At 49.0% G+C, this 19,872-nt stretch carries 18 protein-coding genes; 3 read left to right on the top strand and 15 right to left on the bottom strand.

Features of this window, described 5'->3' with window-relative positions; all coding sequences use genetic code 11:
- Window positions 1-26 precede the first annotated feature (26 nt).
- Window positions 27-1,007 carry a biotin synthase BioB gene (gene bioB / locus GJ688_RS07850; protein WP_155476004.1) on the bottom strand — a complete coding sequence of 327 codons (981 nt, stop codon included), beginning with the start codon at window positions 1,005-1,007 and terminating at the stop codon, window positions 27-29.
- A gap of 203 nt (window positions 1,008-1,210) precedes the next feature.
- Between bioB and GJ688_RS07845 the strand changes: the two genes are divergently transcribed.
- From GJ688_RS07845 to GJ688_RS07835, 3 genes are all read left to right on the top strand, one after another.
- Entirely contained in the window at window positions 1,211-2,920 is a 1,710-nt protein-coding gene (locus GJ688_RS07845) for a sensor histidine kinase (protein WP_155476003.1), read from the top strand.
- A 12-nt stretch (window positions 2,921-2,932) separates the two neighbouring features.
- Window positions 2,933-3,748, top strand: coding sequence for a LytR/AlgR family response regulator transcription factor (locus GJ688_RS07840; RefSeq protein ID WP_155476002.1), 816 nt, complete (start codon window positions 2,933-2,935; stop codon window positions 3,746-3,748).
- Window positions 3,749-3,984: 236 nt separating this feature from the next.
- Window positions 3,985-5,784, top strand: coding sequence for a carbon starvation CstA family protein (locus GJ688_RS07835; protein WP_155476001.1), 1,800 nt, complete (start codon window positions 3,985-3,987; stop codon window positions 5,782-5,784).
- 182 nt (window positions 5,785-5,966) lie between these two features.
- Here GJ688_RS07835 and GJ688_RS07830 read toward each other — a convergent pair whose 3' ends face one another.
- The 14 genes from GJ688_RS07830 to GJ688_RS07765 form a co-directional block, all read right to left on the bottom strand.
- Window positions 5,967-6,443 carry a chemotaxis protein CheX gene (locus tag GJ688_RS07830; RefSeq protein WP_155476000.1) on the bottom strand — a complete coding sequence of 159 codons (477 nt, stop codon included), beginning with the start codon at window positions 6,441-6,443 and terminating at the stop codon, window positions 5,967-5,969.
- Window positions 6,444-6,464: 21 nt separating this feature from the next.
- Window positions 6,465-6,935, bottom strand: coding sequence for a chemotaxis protein CheX (locus GJ688_RS07825; RefSeq protein WP_155475999.1), 471 nt, complete (start codon window positions 6,933-6,935; stop codon window positions 6,465-6,467).
- Between the two features lie 14 nt (window positions 6,936-6,949).
- Window positions 6,950-7,309: a response regulator gene (locus tag GJ688_RS07820; RefSeq protein WP_155475998.1), complete on the bottom strand. Its 360-nt coding sequence runs from the start codon at window positions 7,307-7,309 to the stop codon at window positions 6,950-6,952.
- Window positions 7,310-7,311: 2 nt separating this feature from the next.
- Window positions 7,312-7,722 (bottom strand): chemotaxis protein CheX, encoded by a 411-nt coding sequence (locus GJ688_RS07815; protein ID WP_170291783.1) that lies wholly within the window; start codon window positions 7,720-7,722, stop codon window positions 7,312-7,314.
- A 50-nt stretch (window positions 7,723-7,772) separates the two neighbouring features.
- Window positions 7,773-8,156 (bottom strand): response regulator, encoded by a 384-nt coding sequence (locus GJ688_RS07810; protein WP_155475996.1) that lies wholly within the window; start codon window positions 8,154-8,156, stop codon window positions 7,773-7,775.
- Window positions 8,157-8,160: 4 nt separating this feature from the next.
- Entirely contained in the window at window positions 8,161-9,006 is an 846-nt protein-coding gene (locus GJ688_RS07805) for a CheR family methyltransferase (protein ID WP_155475995.1), read from the bottom strand.
- Between the two features lie 3 nt (window positions 9,007-9,009).
- On the bottom strand, window positions 9,010-10,134 hold the full coding sequence (gene cheB / locus GJ688_RS07800) for a chemotaxis-specific protein-glutamate methyltransferase CheB (RefSeq protein ID WP_155475994.1): 1,125 nt from the start codon (window positions 10,132-10,134) through the stop codon (window positions 9,010-9,012).
- A gap of 17 nt (window positions 10,135-10,151) precedes the next feature.
- Window positions 10,152-12,155 (bottom strand): methyl-accepting chemotaxis protein, encoded by a 2,004-nt coding sequence (locus GJ688_RS07795; RefSeq protein WP_155475993.1) that lies wholly within the window; start codon window positions 12,153-12,155, stop codon window positions 10,152-10,154.
- A gap of 26 nt (window positions 12,156-12,181) precedes the next feature.
- Window positions 12,182-12,610 (bottom strand): chemotaxis protein CheW, encoded by a 429-nt coding sequence (locus GJ688_RS07790; RefSeq protein ID WP_155475992.1) that lies wholly within the window; start codon window positions 12,608-12,610, stop codon window positions 12,182-12,184.
- The gene (locus GJ688_RS07785) at window positions 12,607-15,681 is read right to left on the bottom strand and encodes a hybrid sensor histidine kinase/response regulator (RefSeq protein ID WP_155475991.1); all 3,075 of its coding nucleotides are present in this window, start codon (window positions 15,679-15,681) and stop codon (window positions 12,607-12,609) included. Before GJ688_RS07785 ends, GJ688_RS07790 begins: the two co-directional genes overlap by 4 nt.
- An 18-nt stretch (window positions 15,682-15,699) precedes the next feature.
- Entirely contained in the window at window positions 15,700-16,008 is a 309-nt protein-coding gene (locus GJ688_RS07780; protein ID WP_155475990.1) for an STAS domain-containing protein, read from the bottom strand.
- Window positions 15,992-16,432, bottom strand: a complete 441-nt coding sequence (locus GJ688_RS07775; protein WP_155475989.1) for an ATP-binding protein — start codon at window positions 16,430-16,432, stop codon at window positions 15,992-15,994. Before GJ688_RS07775 ends, GJ688_RS07780 begins: the two co-directional genes overlap by 17 nt.
- Before the next feature lie 218 nt (window positions 16,433-16,650).
- Window positions 16,651-18,252, bottom strand: a complete 1,602-nt coding sequence (locus GJ688_RS07770; protein ID WP_155475988.1) for a peptide chain release factor 3 — start codon at window positions 18,250-18,252, stop codon at window positions 16,651-16,653.
- Window positions 18,253-18,582: 330 nt separating this feature from the next.
- Window positions 18,583-19,863, bottom strand: coding sequence for a DUF445 domain-containing protein (locus tag GJ688_RS07765; protein ID WP_170291782.1), 1,281 nt, complete (start codon window positions 19,861-19,863; stop codon window positions 18,583-18,585).
- Window positions 19,864-19,872 lie beyond the last annotated feature (9 nt).

The raw sequence follows: 19,872 nt of genomic DNA, 5'->3' as shown, positions 1-19,872 counted from the left end.
ATGAAATTACTGTCTCATCATCATGCCTAGGAGATTGAGACGTTACGTCCCAAGTCCTGCAGCATTTGAATATCTTCCGCCACTGTTCTGCCGCTGGTGGTTAAATAGCTTCCGACTAAAGCCGCGTTGGCACCGGCCATAAAACATAAGGCCTGCAAGTTTCGCAATGCCCCTTCGCGCCCTCCAGCCATACGCAGATAAGCTGACGGGAGTATGAGACGATAGATGGCGATAGATTTAAGAATCTCCATCGGTTCTAAGACTGGTTGTCCCTCCATCGGTGTTCCTGCGATGGGATTGAGGATATTGATCGGGATAGATGGGATATTTAGATCGCGCAACTCAAAAGCCATGTCTATGCGGTCCCGAATCGTTTCACCCATGGAGAAGATACCACCGGAACAGACCTTCATGCCCACCTCTTGAGCCGCTTTGATCGTCTCGATGCGATCTTCATAGGTATGGGTTGTGCAAATGCTGGGAAAAAAGTTCCGGCTCGTCTCCAAATTGTGGTGATACATGGTTACGCCACAGTTCCAGAGACGTTGTAGTTGATCCTTCGATAATATACCTAAGGATGCGCACAGGTGGAGTTTCGTCTTCACACGGAGTTGCTCATATATGTACAAAACCTGGTCCAAGTCGTCGTCACCCATCCCCTTGCCGCTGGTGACGAGGGAAAAGCGGTGGGCACCAGCTTGTTCCATTTCTTTAGCTCGTTCTAAGATTGGTTCCACATGAAGCAGGTCATAATGTTCCACATTTGTGTTATACCAGGCCGATTGGGCGCAAAAACGGCAGTCTTCCGAACATGCCCCGGACCGTGCGTTGATAATAGAACACAAGTCTACATGCTTTCCAGCGAACTGTTCCGTCACCCGACGGGCTGAGTCCATCAAGCCATAGATCTCGCTTCCTGCGATTTCAGACAATTGATAGGCCAACTCCCGATCGATACCTTTTCCGGCAAAAGCCATCTCTTCGGCTTGGTGTAATCTTTTTTGCATGAATGATTCGCCCTCTCTGTCTTCGTCGTTTGTCAACTTTTTAGTCTTGTAATGGTATACAATTCGATTATACCCTCCCCTTTCCCACCTGTCTATAAGGGGAACTTGTCTGACCCCTTGCGAAAAGGCACACTTCTTGTTAGGCTTGATCTTGAGAGCGCATTTGCGGTATCATATATGTCTTCTGGAGAGGAGGCTTTTTCATGTTTGAACATCAAATCCTGTTATTCTTGGCACAACGGATGACGATTGTAATCACGATCGCCTTCCTTCTATCCAGACATTCCGCCATTCGCCGCTTTTTCGCCTACCAGCGAACGACGACAGGCGACGTCATTCGTTTGATCGGGATTTTCGGGACCGTTTCCATCTTGGGAACCTATTCGGCCATTCCCATCGACGGTGCCCTGGCCAACTCCCGAGTCATCGGACCAGTGCTGGCTGGACTGCTCGGCGGACCTGCAGCAGGTATCGGAGCCGGCCTGATCGGAGGGATTCACCGTTACTCCATGGGTGGCTTTACCGCTTTGGCCTGTGCTCTTTCAACGGTCACAGAGGGTTTGATCGGCGGTCTGATTCGACGGTACCACCCTCATTCCTTAAATGGATTGAGCGCCTTTATCACTGGGCTCGTCGCTGAGACTTTACAAATGCTGATCATCCTGACCGTCGCTAAGCCTTTCGAGGATGCCGTGACTCTCGTTACCCATATCGGTGTGCCCATGATCCTCGTCAATGCGACAGGGATTGCCGTTTTCGTTCTGCTGATTCAAGATATTCGAGCGCAAGAAGAGCAGGCTGGTGCCCTTGTAGCTCAAAAGTCCCTGCATATCGCCAATATCACCTTGCCTTTGCTGCGACGAGGTTTAACGGAAACATCAGCCCAAGCCGTTGCTGAACTCGTCAAGAACATGACCGATTTGGACGCCGTCGCTCTGACAGATCGGGAAAAAATACTGGCACATGTCGGAGCTGGAGCCGATCACCATCTACCTGGAGAACTGATTATGACTCGTGTGACTGCCGAAGCATTAGAAACGGGAAGGGCTGTTGTCGCCTCTTCGAAAGAAGAGGTCCAATGTGTACACCCGAAGTGCTCTTTGAACGCGGTGATTGTGGTCCCCTTGCTCTGTATGGACAAGCCTGTCGGTGCACTAAAGCTGTACCGTACAAAAGAAGTGGGTTTGGTGGACCAAGAGTTGGCGAAAGGACTAGGCCATCTCTTTTCGACGCAGTTAGAAATTGCCGAATTGGAAAAAGAAGCTCGCCTGAAAACGACCGCCGAAATTCGGGCCTTACAGGCACAGATCAATCCTCACTTTCTCTTTAATGCATTGAATACGGTCGCTTCCTACGTGCGGACACAACCGGAGACTGCCCGAAGACTGTTGATTCAATTGGGAGACTTTTTTCGAAAAAACCTTCGTGAACCGGCTCAATTCGTTTCACTGCGGGAAGAACTGCGGCACATTGAATCTTACCTCGCCTTAGAACAAGCTCGCTTTGAAGATCGTCTCCAGGTGGAGTATGACATTGCCGATGATGCGGCCAACTGCCAGGTACCGCCTCTGCTGCTGCAGCCTCTCGTGGAAAATGCTGTTCGCCACGGGCTCCTTCCCCTGCATGAGGGAGGAACCATAACGATTCGAGCCTATCGGGATGCTGAGATTGTCTTTATCACCATCGTAGACGACGGGGCAGGCATGACGTCAGAGCGGATGGCACAGCTTTTTGCGGAACGTCCGCCTTCTGCCTCCTCTTCCAGCGGTATTGGGTTGCGCAATGTGAATGAACGGCTCTGCAGCATTTATGGTCCTGACTATGGCTTGCATATCGATTCGAAACCGGGTTTAGGGACCGTTTGTTCTCTTCGAATTCCCGATGCTCCTCAGTCTCTTTTAATGGCTGGTTAGGAGGTGACCTTGATGGCGATTCGTACGCTTATCGTCGACGATGAGGCGCCAGCTCGACGGGAGTTGCGCTTTCTTTTGGAAAAGTTGCCCGAATGCCAAGTGATCGGGGAAGCTTGCAGCGGTGAAGAAGCCTTGGATTTTCTGTCCACTACAGCTGTAGATGTCCTTTTTCTCGATATCCAAATGCATGACCTGGATGGGTTAATGGTAGCCCGCAGACTTTTGGAACAAGGGCAACTGCCTTTAGTCGTATTTGCGACAGCCTTTGATGCCTACGCGCTTCAAGCTTTTGAAGTCCGGGCCTTGGACTATATCTTAAAACCTTTTGATCCGCAACGGTTGGAGACAACCTGGAAACGGGTTCAGGAACGGCTGCTTCAGCCCAGAGGCTTGGAGGAGCAGTTGGGACAATTGCGAAGCTTGTTGCTCAGCCAGAGCGATCCCGTCCATGGGGCGGTAGACCACCGGCAAGCTGAGGCCGAATCCCCTTGCCCCCGCCTGTTTCGCTGTGTCGCCGTTAATAAGGATGGTAAGATGTTACTTGTCGATACGACGAAAATCCTCTACGCCACTGTGGAAGGACGGAAAGCTATCGTCAAAGTCGATGAGGAACGGCTCGAATTAAACCTGACTCTACAGGAGTTGGAAGATCGCCTCGATACGAATCAGTTTTGCCGTACTCACCGGGCCTATTTGGTAAACATCTCAGCCATTCGAGAAATCATTCCTTGGTTTAATGGGGCTTATAATCTTATTTTGAACGACCAAAGCGAAGTTCCTGTCAGCCGCCATTATGCAAAAGCGTTAAAAGAACTTCTGGGACTTTAATCGCTAAGAGCAGAATTCTTCTACCGAACGGATAAGTGTGGTACATTACGGTCTCATGATTCAAAGATCTTGTTATGAACCGAAGGATGTATTCCATGTGAGAATGCGTGCACGTTGTGCACGCTTTTTTGCATTTTATACGGGGTTCATAGACGATTGTGCATATTATAACTATTATAAAAGCAAGGTGACTGTTCTACGCTCTGATCACGATTTTTCAAAAAGGAGGAACTTTTATGAGTGCATTGACTTTGATCATTGCCACAGCCTGCATTCTAATCTTGGCTTACCGCTTCTATGGCGGTTTTGTTGCCGCCAAGGTTCTAACCCTTGATCCGGCACGGAAAACGCCAGCTCACGAGTTCAATAACGGTACAGACTATGTTCCGATGAACAAATGGGTCGCCTTCGGTCATCACTTTGCCGCGATCGCCGCTGCTGGTCCCCTTGTCGGACCGATTTTAGCAGCTCAATTCGGCTATCTCCCCGGTACCCTCTGGCTGCTCATCGGGGCCGTACTCGGTGGTGCTGTCCATGACATGGTTGTCCTCTTTGCTTCGGTACGACACAAAGGTCAATCCTTATCGGAAATTGCTAAAGAAGAAATCGGTCCCATCGCTGGTTTTGCAGTCGGCTTAGCCATCCTCTTTACCATCACTATCACCATGGCTGGCTTATCTCTCGTAGTTGTTCATGCCCTAAAAGAAAACCCTTGGGGAACCTTTACCGTCGGTATGACCATCCCGATCGCCATGGTAGTTGGCCTAATCATCAAAGCACGACCAGACAAACTCCGGGAAGCGACGATTCTCGGGATGGGTCTCATTATTCTGGCTGTTGCCTTTGGCCCCTATATCAAAGGCACTTGGATCGGCCATCTGTTCACCCTCTCTGAAACAGGCGTCAAACTTGCGCTTCCCATCTATGCCTTCTTCGCAGCTGCCCTTCCTGTATGGTTCCTTCTGGCTCCACGAGATTATCTCTCTTCCTACATGAAAATCGGTACGATCGGTGCTCTCGCTCTTGGCATCATCTTTGTCAATCCCATTTTGCAGATGCCAGCGGTGACTCAGTTTATCAACGGCGGCGGCCCCATCATCAAAGGACCGGTCTGGCCTTTTGTCTCCATTACCATCGCTTGTGGTGCCATTTCCGGATTCCACGCTCTGGTCGGTTCTGGAACGACGCCCAAGATGATTGATTCTGAAAAGGACATTCTCTTAGTCGGTTTCGGTGGTATGCTGATGGAAACTTTCGTCGGCATGATGGCGCTCATCGCAGCTTGTGTTCTGCAACCTGGTGATTATTTCGCCATCAACTCCGCTCCTGCCGTCTTTGCCAAGTTAAATATGCCCATCGTCGATCTCAATCATCTGTCCCAATTGGTCGGTATGGATCTGGCCGGCCGGACCGGCGGCGCTGTCTCCCTGGCTGTCGGCATGGCCTCCATCTTCTCGAGCCTCCCTGGCATGGATCATCTCATGTCTTACTGGTACAACTTCGCCATCCTCTTTGAAGCGGTCTTCATCCTGACCGCCATCGACGCTGGTACCCGGGTAGCCCGGTACATCGTTCAAGATTTCTTTGGTCAAGTGATTCCTAAACTAAAAGATAATGATTGGAAACCAGGCGTCATCGGTTCTAGCGTTCTTGTCTGCTTCCTCTGGGGGTACTTGCTCTACGGCGGCGATATCGCTACCGTCTGGCCGCTCTTCGGTGTGTCCAACCAATTGCTGGCTTCGCTGGCTCTGGCGATTGGAACCAGCCTCATATTGCGCAGAAGCAACGGCAACATCCTCTACGGCCTCGTCACGGCAATCCCTATGGTGTATCTGTTCGCTTCTGTCATGACGGCTGGCTACTGGACCATCGTCAATCAGTACCTCCCGGCCAACAACTACCTGAATACAGTCTTGTCCTCTATCATGATGGGCCTGTCCGTCATCGTCATGGGCGATGCGCTGATCAAGTGGTACTCCATCATTAAATCGGCTTCGAAGACTAAAGTCGGTCAAGAGGTGAGCAAGTCTCTGTAGAGATTAACTCGCCCTATGGATGAAAAGTCATGGCACCTTAATCGTTTACTTCTATAAGAAAAAGAAGCCGGAGATGTTACATCTCTAGGCTTCTTTTTTTATAATTCGAAGATTTTCTTGATAAGCATAAAACTGGGTCTGTTGGCGTAGTGAGCGATTTGAGCGTAGCGGCGTCGCTAATTCTATATCTCCAAGCCGATATTGACCTCGATCCGACCAATCGAAGTATCCACCGGCACAGATACCGTCTCGATAGAACTGATGATGAAATAGATGTCTTTACCGAAGATAATAGAGGGCGGAGTAATATCGAAAGTGGTCTTTTCACCAGACAGCAACAAGGACAGGCTCGATGAGATGGCATTACCGGTGATCATATTGGCCATTTCACCAATTGCGCTGCGGGCGATCGAATCGATCTCTTCAACGGGCATGCCATACATCATGGCCGATACAGTTTTCTTGGCCGTTTCTGACGACATGGAGTAGGCCACGTTTCCCCGTAAATTTCCCACCAAACCTAGGACGGCGGTAATATCGGTGTCTACATGCATCGTCTCTTTTCGTTCGGGCTTACCAAAACGGATATCGGTCACACCGAACTGACTGATGACGTTTTTCAAGGCCTCTAAAAAGGGGCTTATGTACTTATCTTCCATGATGACTATCCTCCTCGGTACCTATGCTTTGCTGATCGCCACACTGGCTTTCAGTTTTCCGCAGGCGGTCGTACAGGTAACCGAAGCCGACGCGACCTTCGGAATGGAGATTACCACATCCGTTCCGGCAAATACGATGGGTGGCGCTAATCGAAGACTTAATCCGTATTCATTATTGAGCTTCGTGATGGCATTGCCGGAGATGATGTTGTTCATCTCAGAAACTACGGCCAACACCATTTGTTCTTTTGGAGAATCATAGCTTGAGCCCGTAATATTCTTTGCTGCTTGCAGAGCTACTTGCGTATCTAAGTCGATCAGAAAACGTCCTTTGATTTTCCCGGCAAAAGTGATGATCGAAGAGACGCCGTACGAATGCACTTCTTCATTGTCGTTAAAAGGGTCACCATCGGTTTGAACTTCAATCATGGCCATCTGTTTGAAGATATCCTGCAGAGCTTCCACAAAAGGCACGGTCATGCGCATATCCATAGAGGCTGCCCCCCTTAAATTACTTTAGCGATTGCGCTAATGATCTTGTAATCATCAAAGGGTTTTTGCAAGAAGATATCGATGCCAAGCGCTTTGGCTTGGGACATGATTTCCTCATCGCCCATAGCGCTAAGCATGATGATTTTCGCAGTCGGCTGTTGGCTTTTGATGGCTTTAGCAGCCTCCAATCCATCCACGATCGGCATGGTGATATCCATAAAAACTAAGTCTGGCGATAATTGGGCGAAGAGTTCCAGCGCTTCTTTTCCATTCATGGCATCGCCCGCCACTTCATAACCGTGTTTTTCCAAGGTCTTCCGCAATAGGTTATGGATCAATGGAGAATCGTCAACGAGCAAAATCCTTTTAATCATGCTTACCCCTCCAAGTATACGAGTTCCAGAATCGCCTCAATGTCACCGGCGAAGTAATGCCTGCACCGGTCCACAGGTTTGCTTTTATAGACAATGTGTTGATTTTCCCCAACCAGGACGAAAGGAAGTGTGATTCGAAAATGAAAATCGGTTCCGACGAGAGAGGATTTGCTGCTTCCGGCGATCATATTGACGAGTTCCGCCATGCCATCGGCCACGTCGTCCTCTCCGAGTTCAGTCGGAGATATACCAGTCATATAGGCGACGACGAGCGTCGCTGCTTCCCGGTTCATACTGAGGGTAATCATAGCGGTGCGACGTCCGATGACCAACATGGCTCCCGTGTAGTCACAGGTTGTTTTGAAACCGCCACCGACTGGGCAAGGCTGTTCATCGACGAGGATACCGGCCATCGAGCGCAATACTTCTTTCGTAGATCCCGCTAGTGAGTTGCGCAATCGCGTTAGTTCGACGATATGTCACCCCTCCCTAGACATTCAAGGATTTTTTTCTGCAGATCTTCCATGGTAAAAGGTTTCACCAAGTAATGGACCGCTCCAGCACGTATGGCTCGAACGATGTTTTCCCGTTCCCCTTCGGTGGTCACCATCATTACCGGAATGTATTTATAAACCGGATGGCTTTTTATCCGGTTCAATAACTCCCATCCGTTCATTCCAGGCATGTTCCAGTCCAACAGGATCAAGTCAATACCATCATGTTTGTCCATAATGTCTAAAGCTTCCACACCGTCGGAAGCTTCTAACAACGTTCCTTCCAGGACTTCTACAGCCCCCCGGATGATCTTGCGGATGATGGCGGAGTCGTCTACTGACAATACGATCATATGCTTACCTCTTCACAGTATAGTAGATGCCGCCCATATGTTCCTTAACGTTGAAATGATCCCTGTAATCAGTATAAATCTCTGAATTGCCTAAAAACAACACACCGTCTCTGGAAAGACTGCGCGCCATTTTTTGTAAAACATGGCGTTTGAGGGTTTCCGCAAAGTAAATGGTTACATAACGGCAAAAGATGATGTCAAATTGACCGAAAGTGCTGTACTCATCTTGTAGGTTGAACCGTTCAAATCGAATCATCTTTTTGATTCTCTCGTCGATAGACCAGATGCGTCCCTCTTGTCGAAAATACTTTGCTTTGTACGATTCGTCCATTCCTCGAATCATGGAAATGCTATCATATCTTCCCAAACGAGCTAACTGAACCACGGCAGGCGATATATCGGTCGCGAAGATCTCGAACCGATCCGTCGTGATATCTTTGATTCCATGTTCTCTTAAATATCGTTCGATACACATCGCGGTGGAATATGGCTCCTGCCCGGTGGAACAGGCAGCGCTCCAGATTCTCACCCGAAAGCGCTTCCCTGCCCGGAACTGCTCCACAAAGTTTGGTAGCAATACTTCCTCTAAGACTTTCCAAGGCGTTTTATCGCGAAACCACATGGTCTCGTTCGTCGTAATGGCGTCGATGACTTTTTCCGCCATCGCACGATCCCGCTGCTGATGGATCCGATAATAGAACTCTTCAAAGTCTCGGGCACCTGATTCAGCCAACAGACGTCCCAACCGTCCCTCGATGAGATAGGCTTTGTCATCACCAAGGTGGATGCCGCATTCCTTCTCAATATATTCCTGAATCAGACGAAATCCTTTTAGATCGGTAGAAGCCATCGGCTATTGTCCTCCCGAAACGAGCCGGTTAATCCGTGCCGCTATCTCTTCGATGTCGACAGCCTCATCGGAAAGACCAGCCTCAGCGACACTACGGGGCATGCCGTAGACGACACAAGTCTTTTCACTCTGGGTCAGGCAATAGCAATCACAGTGTAGCTTCATTTCTGTCACGCCCCGCAATCCGTCGTTTCCCATGCCGGTCAGTATGACCGCCAGTATTCGATCTCTCTTACATCCTTGAGCCAACGATTCAAAGAGTACGTCAGCAGCAGGACGTACGCCGTTGACGAGGGGACTATTGTTCAGCTTGATGACTTTGCTTGCCCCTTTTCCGGGCTGCACAGTCATATGCAGTCCACCGGGAGCGATCATGATTTTTCCTGGCCGAACCAATTCTCCTTCTCCGGCTTCTACCACCGGAAGTTGGCACTTTCGGCTGAGGGATTGGGCCAAAATTCGGGTGAAATCGGCCGGCATGTGCTGAACGACAAGGACGGGGATGGAAAAATTCGCCGGTAATTGTTGACAAACCTTCTCCAAGGCTACTGGTCCTCCGGTAGAAGATGCGATCACGACGAGGTCAACACCGTTGAATTTCCTTTTCTGATTTATGGAAAGGGATGCAGTCGTCCTTTCTTTGGCGACAGGCAGTGCCACGGAAAGGGGTTTTTGCGTTTGTTCGCGGGTTAGGGCAGACGATTCCTTGTCAGAGGATAGTTTCTTGATTTTGATTTGAGCGAATAACGCTTGAAGTTGGCTTTTCAACTTTTCCATGCTTTTGTTGGCGTCGGACTCTTCCGGCTTAAGGATAAAGTCTAATGCACCGAGACTTAAAGCACGCACAGTGGCGCTGGCATTGTCCGGTCCTCGGCCGCTGATCAGGATGACGGCGATATGGGGGTGTTCGTTGCGGATTTGTTCCAAGACAGCCAATCCATCCATCTCAGGCATGAACATATCTAGTAAAGCCACGTCGAGTTTATTGTGTCTGATGCGCTCCATGGCGAGCAATCCGTTCGACGCCGTAAACTCGACAGTAGCTAACCCGGTACTTTCCACAGCATGTGTAAGAATCTTGCGATAGACCAAGGTGTCATCGGCGACAAGGACCTTTAGCTTTTCCAAGCCTACCACCTACTTAATTAGACCTTGAACTGTTTTACCAGCGTCTCCATCGTTTTCGCCATATCGGCCAGGTTCTGCGCCGCACCACTGGTCGATTCGGCTCCGGTCGCTGTTTCTGTAGAGGCCATACTGATCTCTTGAATGCTGGCCGTGATTTCGTCAGCGCCTTTGGCCACTTCCGTTGCCGAACGGGCCACTTGGCTGACTTTTTCGGAAGCATTTTCTGTATTGCGAGCGACATCATTCGCTGCGATTGACAGTTCCTGGGCAGAGCGGGCGATTTCCTGAACACCTTTGGAGGCTTCCTGGCTGCCACGGGCTACCTGCTGAGCGTTAGCAGCTAAGTCGCTGATTTCTCGAGTGATGTTGTTGACCCGTTCAGCTGCAGCCACGATCGACTTGGAAATCTCGCCGGTGATGGCCGACTGTTCGGTCACAGCCGAGGCAATCGTGTTCGTGATTTCGGTAATTTCTCCGATGACGTCAGTGATCTTCTCTACAGCTTTAACGGCTCCAGCCATGTTGTCCTGCATCGCTTCGATCTGCTGGCTGATCTCGTCGGTCGCCTCAGCCGTTTGTTTGGCCAGTTCCTTCACTTCGTTAGCTACGACAGCAAAACCTCGCCCGGCCTCACCGGCGCCGGCTGCTTCGATGGCCGCATTGAGGGCCAGCATGTTCGTCTGCTCGGCGATATCGTTGATCACATTGACGATTTTACCGATTTGCTTGGAAGATCCGTTAAGTTTTTCAATGATGGTATTGGTTTCTTTTGCCCTGCTGCCAGCGTCGCTGGTGATGTGGATGGAACGCTCACAGTTATGGCTGACCTCGTTTAGGGAGATATTGATTTCCTTGACAGCGGTGGCAACGCTGTTGACAGAACCGGATACCTCTGATGACGAATGGGACACGCGGTTAATGCCGTTGGAAATCTGTTCAACCACATCGCTCACCTGATCGACACTAGCCGAAATTTCCTCAGAAGCGGCAGCTAAGTTCCGGACGGTTCCGGACATTTCCTCCACAGCCGACGCGATGACATTGATATTCTTGCTGGCGTCTCCTGCCGCCATCGCGGTAGATTCGATACTCGTCGTGATCTGGGTGGTTGCAGCGCTGACGATACTTGTCTTTGCGCTCATTTCTTCACTGGTAGCTGCCATAGTGCTCGATGTATCGAGTAGGTTTTCAGAAGCTTGATTGAGAGAAACAGAGTTTTGGTAGATCTCTTTCATCATCTCCTGGAACCGACTCATCAACCGGTTATAGGATTCAGTAAGTTGTCCAACCTCATCTTTAGAGACGCTTTCTCCCCGAACGGTAAGATCGCCTTTTTCCGCTTGGGCCATGAGTTCTTGAATTCGTACAATCGGCCCTTTGATATTATTAGATATGTACAATCCGAGCACAATGGCAATGAGTATGCCAGCAGCCGACAAAATGAGCATAAAGTTGATCGCCGATTCCCCTTCAGCCTCGTTCGTCTTCGCCTTGGTGTCCGCTTGAGCGACTTTCATTTCAATCAGGCGCTGCATGGAATCGCTGACGTCGTTGGCCTGATTTAAACCGTCTTTCATGACGGAGAAAGCTTCATTTTTTTGCCCCGTCGCTGCAACTTGTAAGATGTGTTCTTGCAAGATTAGATACTTTTCAAAAGCTCTGTCTAGTTTGTCGACTTCTTTACGTATCTCTTCCGCCTTAACTGTTTTGGCAAATACATCAAGATTCTCCGCAACGATCTTGTCGTTGTCCTTTAACTTGCTCTCGTAATCTCTTCGACTCATAGGGTCATCGGCGAGGATAAAATCCCTCATATTGACCCGGCTTTTATGAAATGCGATGGCCGCGTTACTGATGTAGGATAAAGGTTGCGTATTCGTCCCGTACATGTCCTTTAGGGCTCCATCCAAATGCTTCACATTCAAATAGCCCTGGACACCGATTAAACCGGCGATGCAGGCGATCAAGATGAAACTGCTGATCAGCTTTGCTCCGATTTTCATGTCCTGAAACCACTTCATCTTCGATTTCCTCCTTTTCCTTTCTCTTATTGTTCAAAAATGACTTCCGAATCGATAACCATCAGCAGTTCCTCATTGAGTTTGACCACTTCTTTGACAAACCGCGTGAGTTCTCCGCTCATGTTGGCCGGCGGGCCTTCCGAGATGTCATCGTGGATATCGACGACAGACCCTGTCCGCTCGATGAGAAAACCGATATGATCAGGCGCATCAGCTTTCGGCTTTAAAACGATACAGACTGTTCTTCCCTTTTCCGGCTCTTTTTCGTTATTCAACAAATAGGCTAAATCGAGAAGAGTGACAACCTGTCCCCGCATGTTGAACAACCCGACAATATGAGCCGGTGAATCCGGAACGGGCGTATATTCGATATTGCGCTGGATTTCTTTCACGGCAACGATGTCCAAGCCGAAGAGAAGCCCGCCCAAATAAAAGGTGAGTACTTTGCCGGTCATCCAGCTTCCCTCCTCAACCGGAGTGCTTCTTCCAACCGATCCAGGATCCGTTCTTTGTCTAACTTTGCCTCGTAGAAGTCAAATCCGGCTTCTCTGCCGAGTTGGCGGCTTCGCTCGTCCGTCATCGATGTGAGGGCAATGACCGGCAATGAGGCGAACCCTTGGTCGGCTCGAATTCGTTTGACCAGCTCATAACCGTCCATGATCGGCATTTGGATATCAGACACAACCACATCGACAGAGGAATTTTGCAGGATCTCCCAAGCCTCTTTTCCGTTTGACCCGTAGAGAACGCGATAACCGGCCCATTCCAGGTAGCTCCGTTCCATTTTCGCGAAAAAGGGCGTATCCTCCACGAGCAGCACTGTCCTCCGGTTTCCACTGTGACTGTGTCTTTCGTGGACTTGATATTGATCCGGCGCAGCCAGTTCGAAGAGATCATAGATATTGATCACCAGCACGATTCGATTATGCAGGATCGTCGATCCCACTAAGCCTTTGGCTTTGATGTTTTCCTGGTTGAATTTGACCCGTGTCTGGATGATGTCGTCAATCCGATGGATAAGAATACCCATGGGATATTTGACGAGTTTTGGGATGATGACGTAAAGCTTGTCCGGTTGGCCCTCTCTTCGTGTAACGGGAAGGTATTGTTCCGGACGAATAACACGGAGCGAATCTCCTCGAAATTGGATATACTCCTTCTCTCCGATCCGTTCGATCTGGCTGGCCTGGATCGGTTCGACTCGGGCCACCATGGAGAGATCGAGGCTGAATGTTTCCGTGCCGGAGCACTGAAAAAGCAGCAGGTTTTGGGATTCGGCCATGCTCTCCATGGCTGATTGTTCTTCTTCAGCGCTCTTTTTCGGTTGTTCCTCCGTAAATCTCAAGTTTGCCTTGCCTGAAATGCCTTCCGGATTCAGGATCATGGCGACCTTGCCGTCTCCTAGGATAGTCACTCCTGAGTAGCATGGACATTCGCCCAAGTGCTTTGGAAGAGGTTTTACGAGTATTTCTTCACCATCATGAATCGCATCGACAGCCAGACCGTATTGTTTCGTCCCGATCTTGAGCACGAGGACGCGAACCACTTTTGTCGTATCCAGAGGTTCTTTGCGCAAGCCCAGCACATTGCCGAGGTGAATAATCGGCAATAAGCGGCCTCGTAATCGCAGCACTTGGGCGCCTTGACAGCGTTCGATTTTCCGGTTGGGATCACCCGGCTTAATTCGAACCATCTCCTGAAGGTTCACTTGAGGCAAAGCAAACTTTTGACCAGCTACTTCCACAATGAGGGATGGAATGATCGCCAATGTTAAAGGCAGTGCGAGCCGGAAGGTCGTACCTTGTCCAGGTCGGGTCATGATATCGATAGCTCCGCCCAGCTTTTCAATGTTTGTCTTGACCACGTCCATGCCGACACCTCGGCCGGACACATCGGTGACTTGCTCAGCCGTAGAAAAACCGGGCTGGAAGAGCATGTTCAGAATTTCCCGTTCGCTCATACTCTCCGCTTCGGACGCTCGCATCAGCCCTCTCTCTAAAGCTTTCGCTTTGATCTTTTCCACCTTGATGCCGGCACCGTCATCGATGATGTCGATATTGACCCGGCCGCCTTCGTGATAGGCTTTAAGAAAGACATGACCCGTCTTTGATTTGCCCTGAAGTTCACGCAGCTCAGGTCTTTCGATCCCATGGTCAGCGGCGTTTCGAATCAAATGGGTCAGTGGGTCAGCTAGCGATTCAATGATGGACTTATCAAGCTCAACTTCTGTGCCTTCCATCTGCAAATCGATATCTTTGCCAAGCTTTTTGGACAGTTCCCGGATGATCCGTGGAAATTTGTTAAAGACTTTCGCCACAGGCTGCATGCGGGTCTGCATGATTTTCTCCTGTAGTTCCGTGGTGATATTATCGATGTTTTGCAGGACACTGTTCAGTCCGGCGATCTCTTTGCGGTGATCTTCCAGGCAACGCAGCAGTTGGTTCCGTCCCAACACCATTTCGCTGGCGAGATTGAGCAAATCGTTCAACAAGGAGACGTGAACACGTACCGTATCATCAACAGCCACCGCTTGGGCTTTCTTCACCATATCTCCGGCATCATCTACATTCGGCGATGCTGACGATATCATCGACGAACCAGGCGAATTTACCGATTTCATTTCCTCTATTGCCACGGAGTGAGCAATAATATCTTTGGTAGTACCTGTGTTGCTTTCCCCGATTTGCCTTTGAACGCTCAAAGGCTCCAACTTTTGGACGGCATTTGAAAAGTCCAAATCCTTCATAAGAATTTGGGCTAAATCCTCTTTCTTCGTGTCTATGTCTAACTCCACGATATCCTCTTCGGGGATATCAAGGGCTAAAGAGATCAGGGTCTTTTCCAAGACCGTCGTGAAAAGAAATATGAAGTTGATGTCTGCGTTGAGAATGTCATCGAGCCCGCCTACTTCGCTGATGTCTGTATAGGAATCGATGATCTGTCCAATCGATGACAATTTATTAAAAAACATGACCGGAGAAGGGTTGGCCTTGATATTTTCATTCAGTCGCAGGCGAATTTTATATAAGCCATGACCATGCTTCAGCGCATCAGTGATGATCGTTTTTTCGTTGTCGGCGAAAAGAACCTCCTGATTTTTTTCGTCCGTGATGACAAACTCTACCACCGGTTCAATCGAAGGATTGGGCTTGCGATTTTCCAGGATGGCCGTGATATTCTCAATATGGACAGAGACATCTCGATCGTCACTGTTTTCCACATCGACGATCATCTCTTTTAAACAGTCATTGGCCGCCAAAAGATAATCGACCATGTCATTGGTCATAGCGAGATTACCGTTGCGAACCTCACCGAGCAGGTTCTCCATGACGTGGGCGATCTTGATGATATTTTGTAAACCAAAAAAACCGGCGGTACCTTTGATGCTATGGACAGCACGAAAAATACCATGTATCGTATCCGGTTCGTCGGTTCCGTTGCCAAACAACAGCAAGCCGTTTTCTACCGTTTCTACATGTACAGTTGCTTCTTCAATAAACTCTTTGATGAACTCCAGGTTTTGCAACTGTGAACCACCCCTTTACTAGGCAGTTTCGATTTCGAGGATTTTGTCGAGCTTCATTAAACGAAATAGCCCGAATATATCTTCATTAAGTCCTGTCAATTTGAAGGCTTTACTGTTGCTGCATGCTGTCTTGTAAAGACCGATGATAAAAGAAATACCCGTCGAATCGATGTGCTGTACCTGCGATAGATCCAACGAGATTTCACTGTAATTATCGATTTGGCCCACCATTCGTTTTGCCTCGTCGACCAATCCTTTTACCCGGTTAGCTGTTAGATCTTTCTCTATTTGAATACATAATTTTGCTTGTTTAACTTCGCTTTTCACTTGCGATTACCTCCCTCTTTTCGACCGTTTCCAAGTTGAGTTCAGCACGAACAGAACTGCCTAAAACCGAAACAGTAAAACCCATCAGCGAAATGATCTGCAATCCCCGGTTTCGTTCCCGAGTCAGATCTTGCAGTACATCCTCAGGGATGGCTTTATTCAATTCAAAACCCGATCCTTCGTCAGTGATAGCTAGATAAATCCGCTGTTCCTCTACATAAAAGTCACAAAGAACTCTCTTGTTCACATCCATACGGTTTCCGTGTTCTACCGCATTGTTCATGATTTCCCTGAGGGCAAAGTCAATGATAAAAGCCGTCCTGGGAGGGTGATTTGGAAAATCATTTTTGAATGTTTTAACGATTTGTTGGACGACCTGATCGACCGCTTCAAAGGTTGATGCGATTTCAAAATGAAGTTTCAATCTTTGCTCGCCCCCCTCGTTACCCGCTCACTTCGATGTCTAGATTCATTATAACTGCGTCGATTTCGTCGTACAATGATTCCAACCAATGGATGTTCAAGAAGTTGCTAAAGTTTTTTAAAAAAGAAAGAGACAGGGCAATGCCTGTTCTCTTATTTAATAAATTTCTTTTAATCATCAATAGAAAAAACAATGAGTGACGGCGTTTCATGTAATCCTTACCGCTCCGGAACTAAGAGAAACTGGATGTGAGGATTTTGCTCGGTGGCCCAGCGTACAGACCACTCGTTACGGAAAAGGGCTACGGGGCGATCTTGAATGTCGCGGATGATCACACCGCTATCCAATCCTTTGACTGTTTTACCTTCCTGGTACCCATCGAGCCAACGGGCGACGCTGTAAGGAAGGTGATGCATAGAAATATCAACACCGTACTCGTTTTTCAGACGATATTCCAAGACTTCCAACTGCAACACCCCGACAGCACCGACCACAAATGATTCCACACCGATTTCCGGCTGCCGGAAGACTTGAACAGCTCCCTCCTGGGTCAACTGAGTCATGCCTTTGACAAACTGTTTTCGCTTCATCGTATCTTTAGCTTGCACCCGTGCAAAATGTTCCGGTGGGAAGACAGGAAAATCAGCAAAGTGGACGTTCTTCCCTTCCGAACAAATCGTATCGCCGATGCCGAAGACGCCAGGGTCGAACAACCCGATCACATCACCGGGAAATGCTTCATCGATGATGACTCGCTCTTGCGCCATGAATTGTTGCGGCTGGGCCAGTTTGACAGACTTACCGGAAGGAACATGTTTGACAGACATCCCCCGAGTGAACTTTCCCGAGCAAACTCGAATGAAAGCGATCCGGTCCCGGTGGGTCGGGTTCATGTTCGCCTGTATCTTAAAGACAAAGGCGGAGAAGTCCTCATTCGTAGGGTCAATGGGACCATCTACGGTTTTCCGGGCCAGAGGTTTGGGAGCTAACTTCAAGAACTCTTCCAAGAAGGGACGAACACCGAAGTTTGTCAATGCGCTGCCAAAAAACATGGGCGTCAACTCGCCCTGCAAAACCTTGTCGATATCAAATTCATCACCAGCCATGTCCAGCAGCTCGATATCATCGCAAAGCGCCCGATGAGCATCAACACCGAGAATATCAGCAAAGGCCGGATCATCTACTGTCCCTACCGTAGAAGGCATGACCCACTGCCCATGAGCGCCGCCTTTTTCAAAGAGTTCCACCTGAGCCAGGCGCCGGTTGTAGACACCTTTATAGTTGCCATCGACTCCGACAGGCCAGTTCATCGGATAGGAGCGTATCCCCAGGACGTTCTCGATCTCTTCCATCAGCTCAAAGGGACTCTTTCCATGGCGGTCCAGCTTGTTGACAAACGTAAAGATAGGGATCCCCCGTTGCCGGCAGACGTGGAAGAGTTTTTTGGTCTGGTCTTCGACACCCTTGGCCACGTCGATGACCATGACGGCGCTGTCTGTAGCCATTAAAGTCCGGTACGTATCTTCACTAAAGTCTTGGTGACCCGGTGTATCAAGGATATTTACGCGAAAACCATCGTAATCGAACTGAAGCACACTGGACGTAACGGAAATGCCCCGCTGCTTCTCAATCTCCATCCAGTCCGAAACGGCATGTTTGGCTGCCTTCCGAGCTTTAACGGTTCCAGCCAAGCGGATGGCGCCGCCATACAAGAGCAATTTTTCCGTCAAGGTGGTTTTCCCCGCATCAGGGTGCGAAATAATGGCAAAAGTTCGACGCCGTTGAACTTCCGAATGCAATTCCGTTGCCATTTCAGACATTTATCTTTCCTCCAAAATGTATAATCAGCATATTCTTAAGGACTAATTGCACTTGAAGGTAAAATCCGGGCTCTACGCTCTGATTTACCACAATGGAGCACCTAATGGACTCTCTACCACTTGAGTAGTAAGCCTAGCCAAATTCACCAGCTAGGAAAATCACATTATAATAGTATACATTTTATTCGCCCAAAGGAAAAGGCCGGCGACAAAGAATCTTCGCGCACGGCCACGATCATCGTCATTCGCTTTTTTCGCAGTTACAACCAGACAGATACAACGTGAATTTGCTCCCCCGGCCGGATTGACTTGTCTCGAAAAACACCATGCTTACCAAGAGTGAATGAGCGGAACAATCAACGGCAGATAGACAAACTCCAAAATCAGAAAGAGCATGGCTCCGACCATAGATCCGACGACCGAGCCGTTGATCCGTATCCACTGCAGGTCATTGCCTGCTTTCTCCTCAATAAAGCGGTTTAAATCGTCGTTCGTAAAGGAACGTAACACTTCATAAACAATCTGCCCAACAAGCTTATGTTCCCCTTCGATGATGATGCACAAGATATCTTTTACCTGCGACTCAAGCTGATCTTGCAATTCCCTTTTCGACTTGAAATAGAGCCAAAGGCGCTCCACAGGGCCTTGCAACCACAATGAGGACGTTCCCTCTTCTCCCGTCTGGTCATTATCCATCAGAGCCATCAACTGCCGGATCAAGTCTTCTAATTGCATACGGTCGATGAACTGCCTCTTCCAATTTTCAAGGGCTTCCACCCAGTCACTCCGGACAGCCAAATCGTCGAGCTTCTCAGCGATAAGTTCTTTGATCTTCAAACGCAAGGGATGATCAAGATTTTTTAGATCCCGCAGTGTGTCGATAAGTTGACGGTGCATGGAATCGGCAGCAGCCGCCGGATTGTAGCTATTCGTCAGCAAGGCCGTCGTCAAAACAAGCGCCGGAAGTAGCCCTTCCACTTGGCGCTTTTCTGTATTTCGAACCATCCGGTAGATCTGCCTTCGTGTCTCCGGCTTTTCAGCGATTCGGATCAACTCATCGAGTACATCATCGAGCCACCGATCCACCTCTCCCCGTTCGAGGGCCCCATGAAGTAAAGGGATCAACTGTCCTGTTAAGGATAATTTTTGCAATTCTTCCTTGAGGGGTCTCTCTAAATAGCGGGCTAGGACTCTCGGTTCTAACGAGAGCATTCCCTCACGAAGCAATTGGTGCAATATCGAAACAAAATAGGACAATCCTTGACGCTTTTCTACCCAGTCGATCATCCCGTCAACGAGGCGAATGTGAGCCAAACGGTTCTTCAACACTTCGGCGCTCAAGAGATCCTTTTCCACAACTTTTACGATCGCTTCGATAGTCTTTTCTCGATTCCGAGGGATCAACTCCGTGTGCCAAGGAAACCCCAAAGGACGACGAAAGAGTGCCGTTATGGCAAACCAATCGGCGATCCCGCCGACTAGAGCCGCCTCCGCCGTAAAAAAGCCGAATCGAATCCAAAAAACGTGAGGATAGACATACCGCAAGAAGACGAACAGCGCGAAAATCGCCGCTGATGCAGCCAAAATGATATCTGCTTTTTTCCATCTCATATGCATTCA

It is taken from the genome of Heliobacterium mobile (genome assembly GCF_009720735.1).
In the GTDB taxonomy this organism is placed as follows: domain Bacteria; phylum Bacillota; class Desulfitobacteriia; order Heliobacteriales; family Heliobacteriaceae; genus Heliobacterium; species Heliobacterium mobile.
This window is presented reverse-complemented; position numbering and strand designations above follow the sequence as displayed.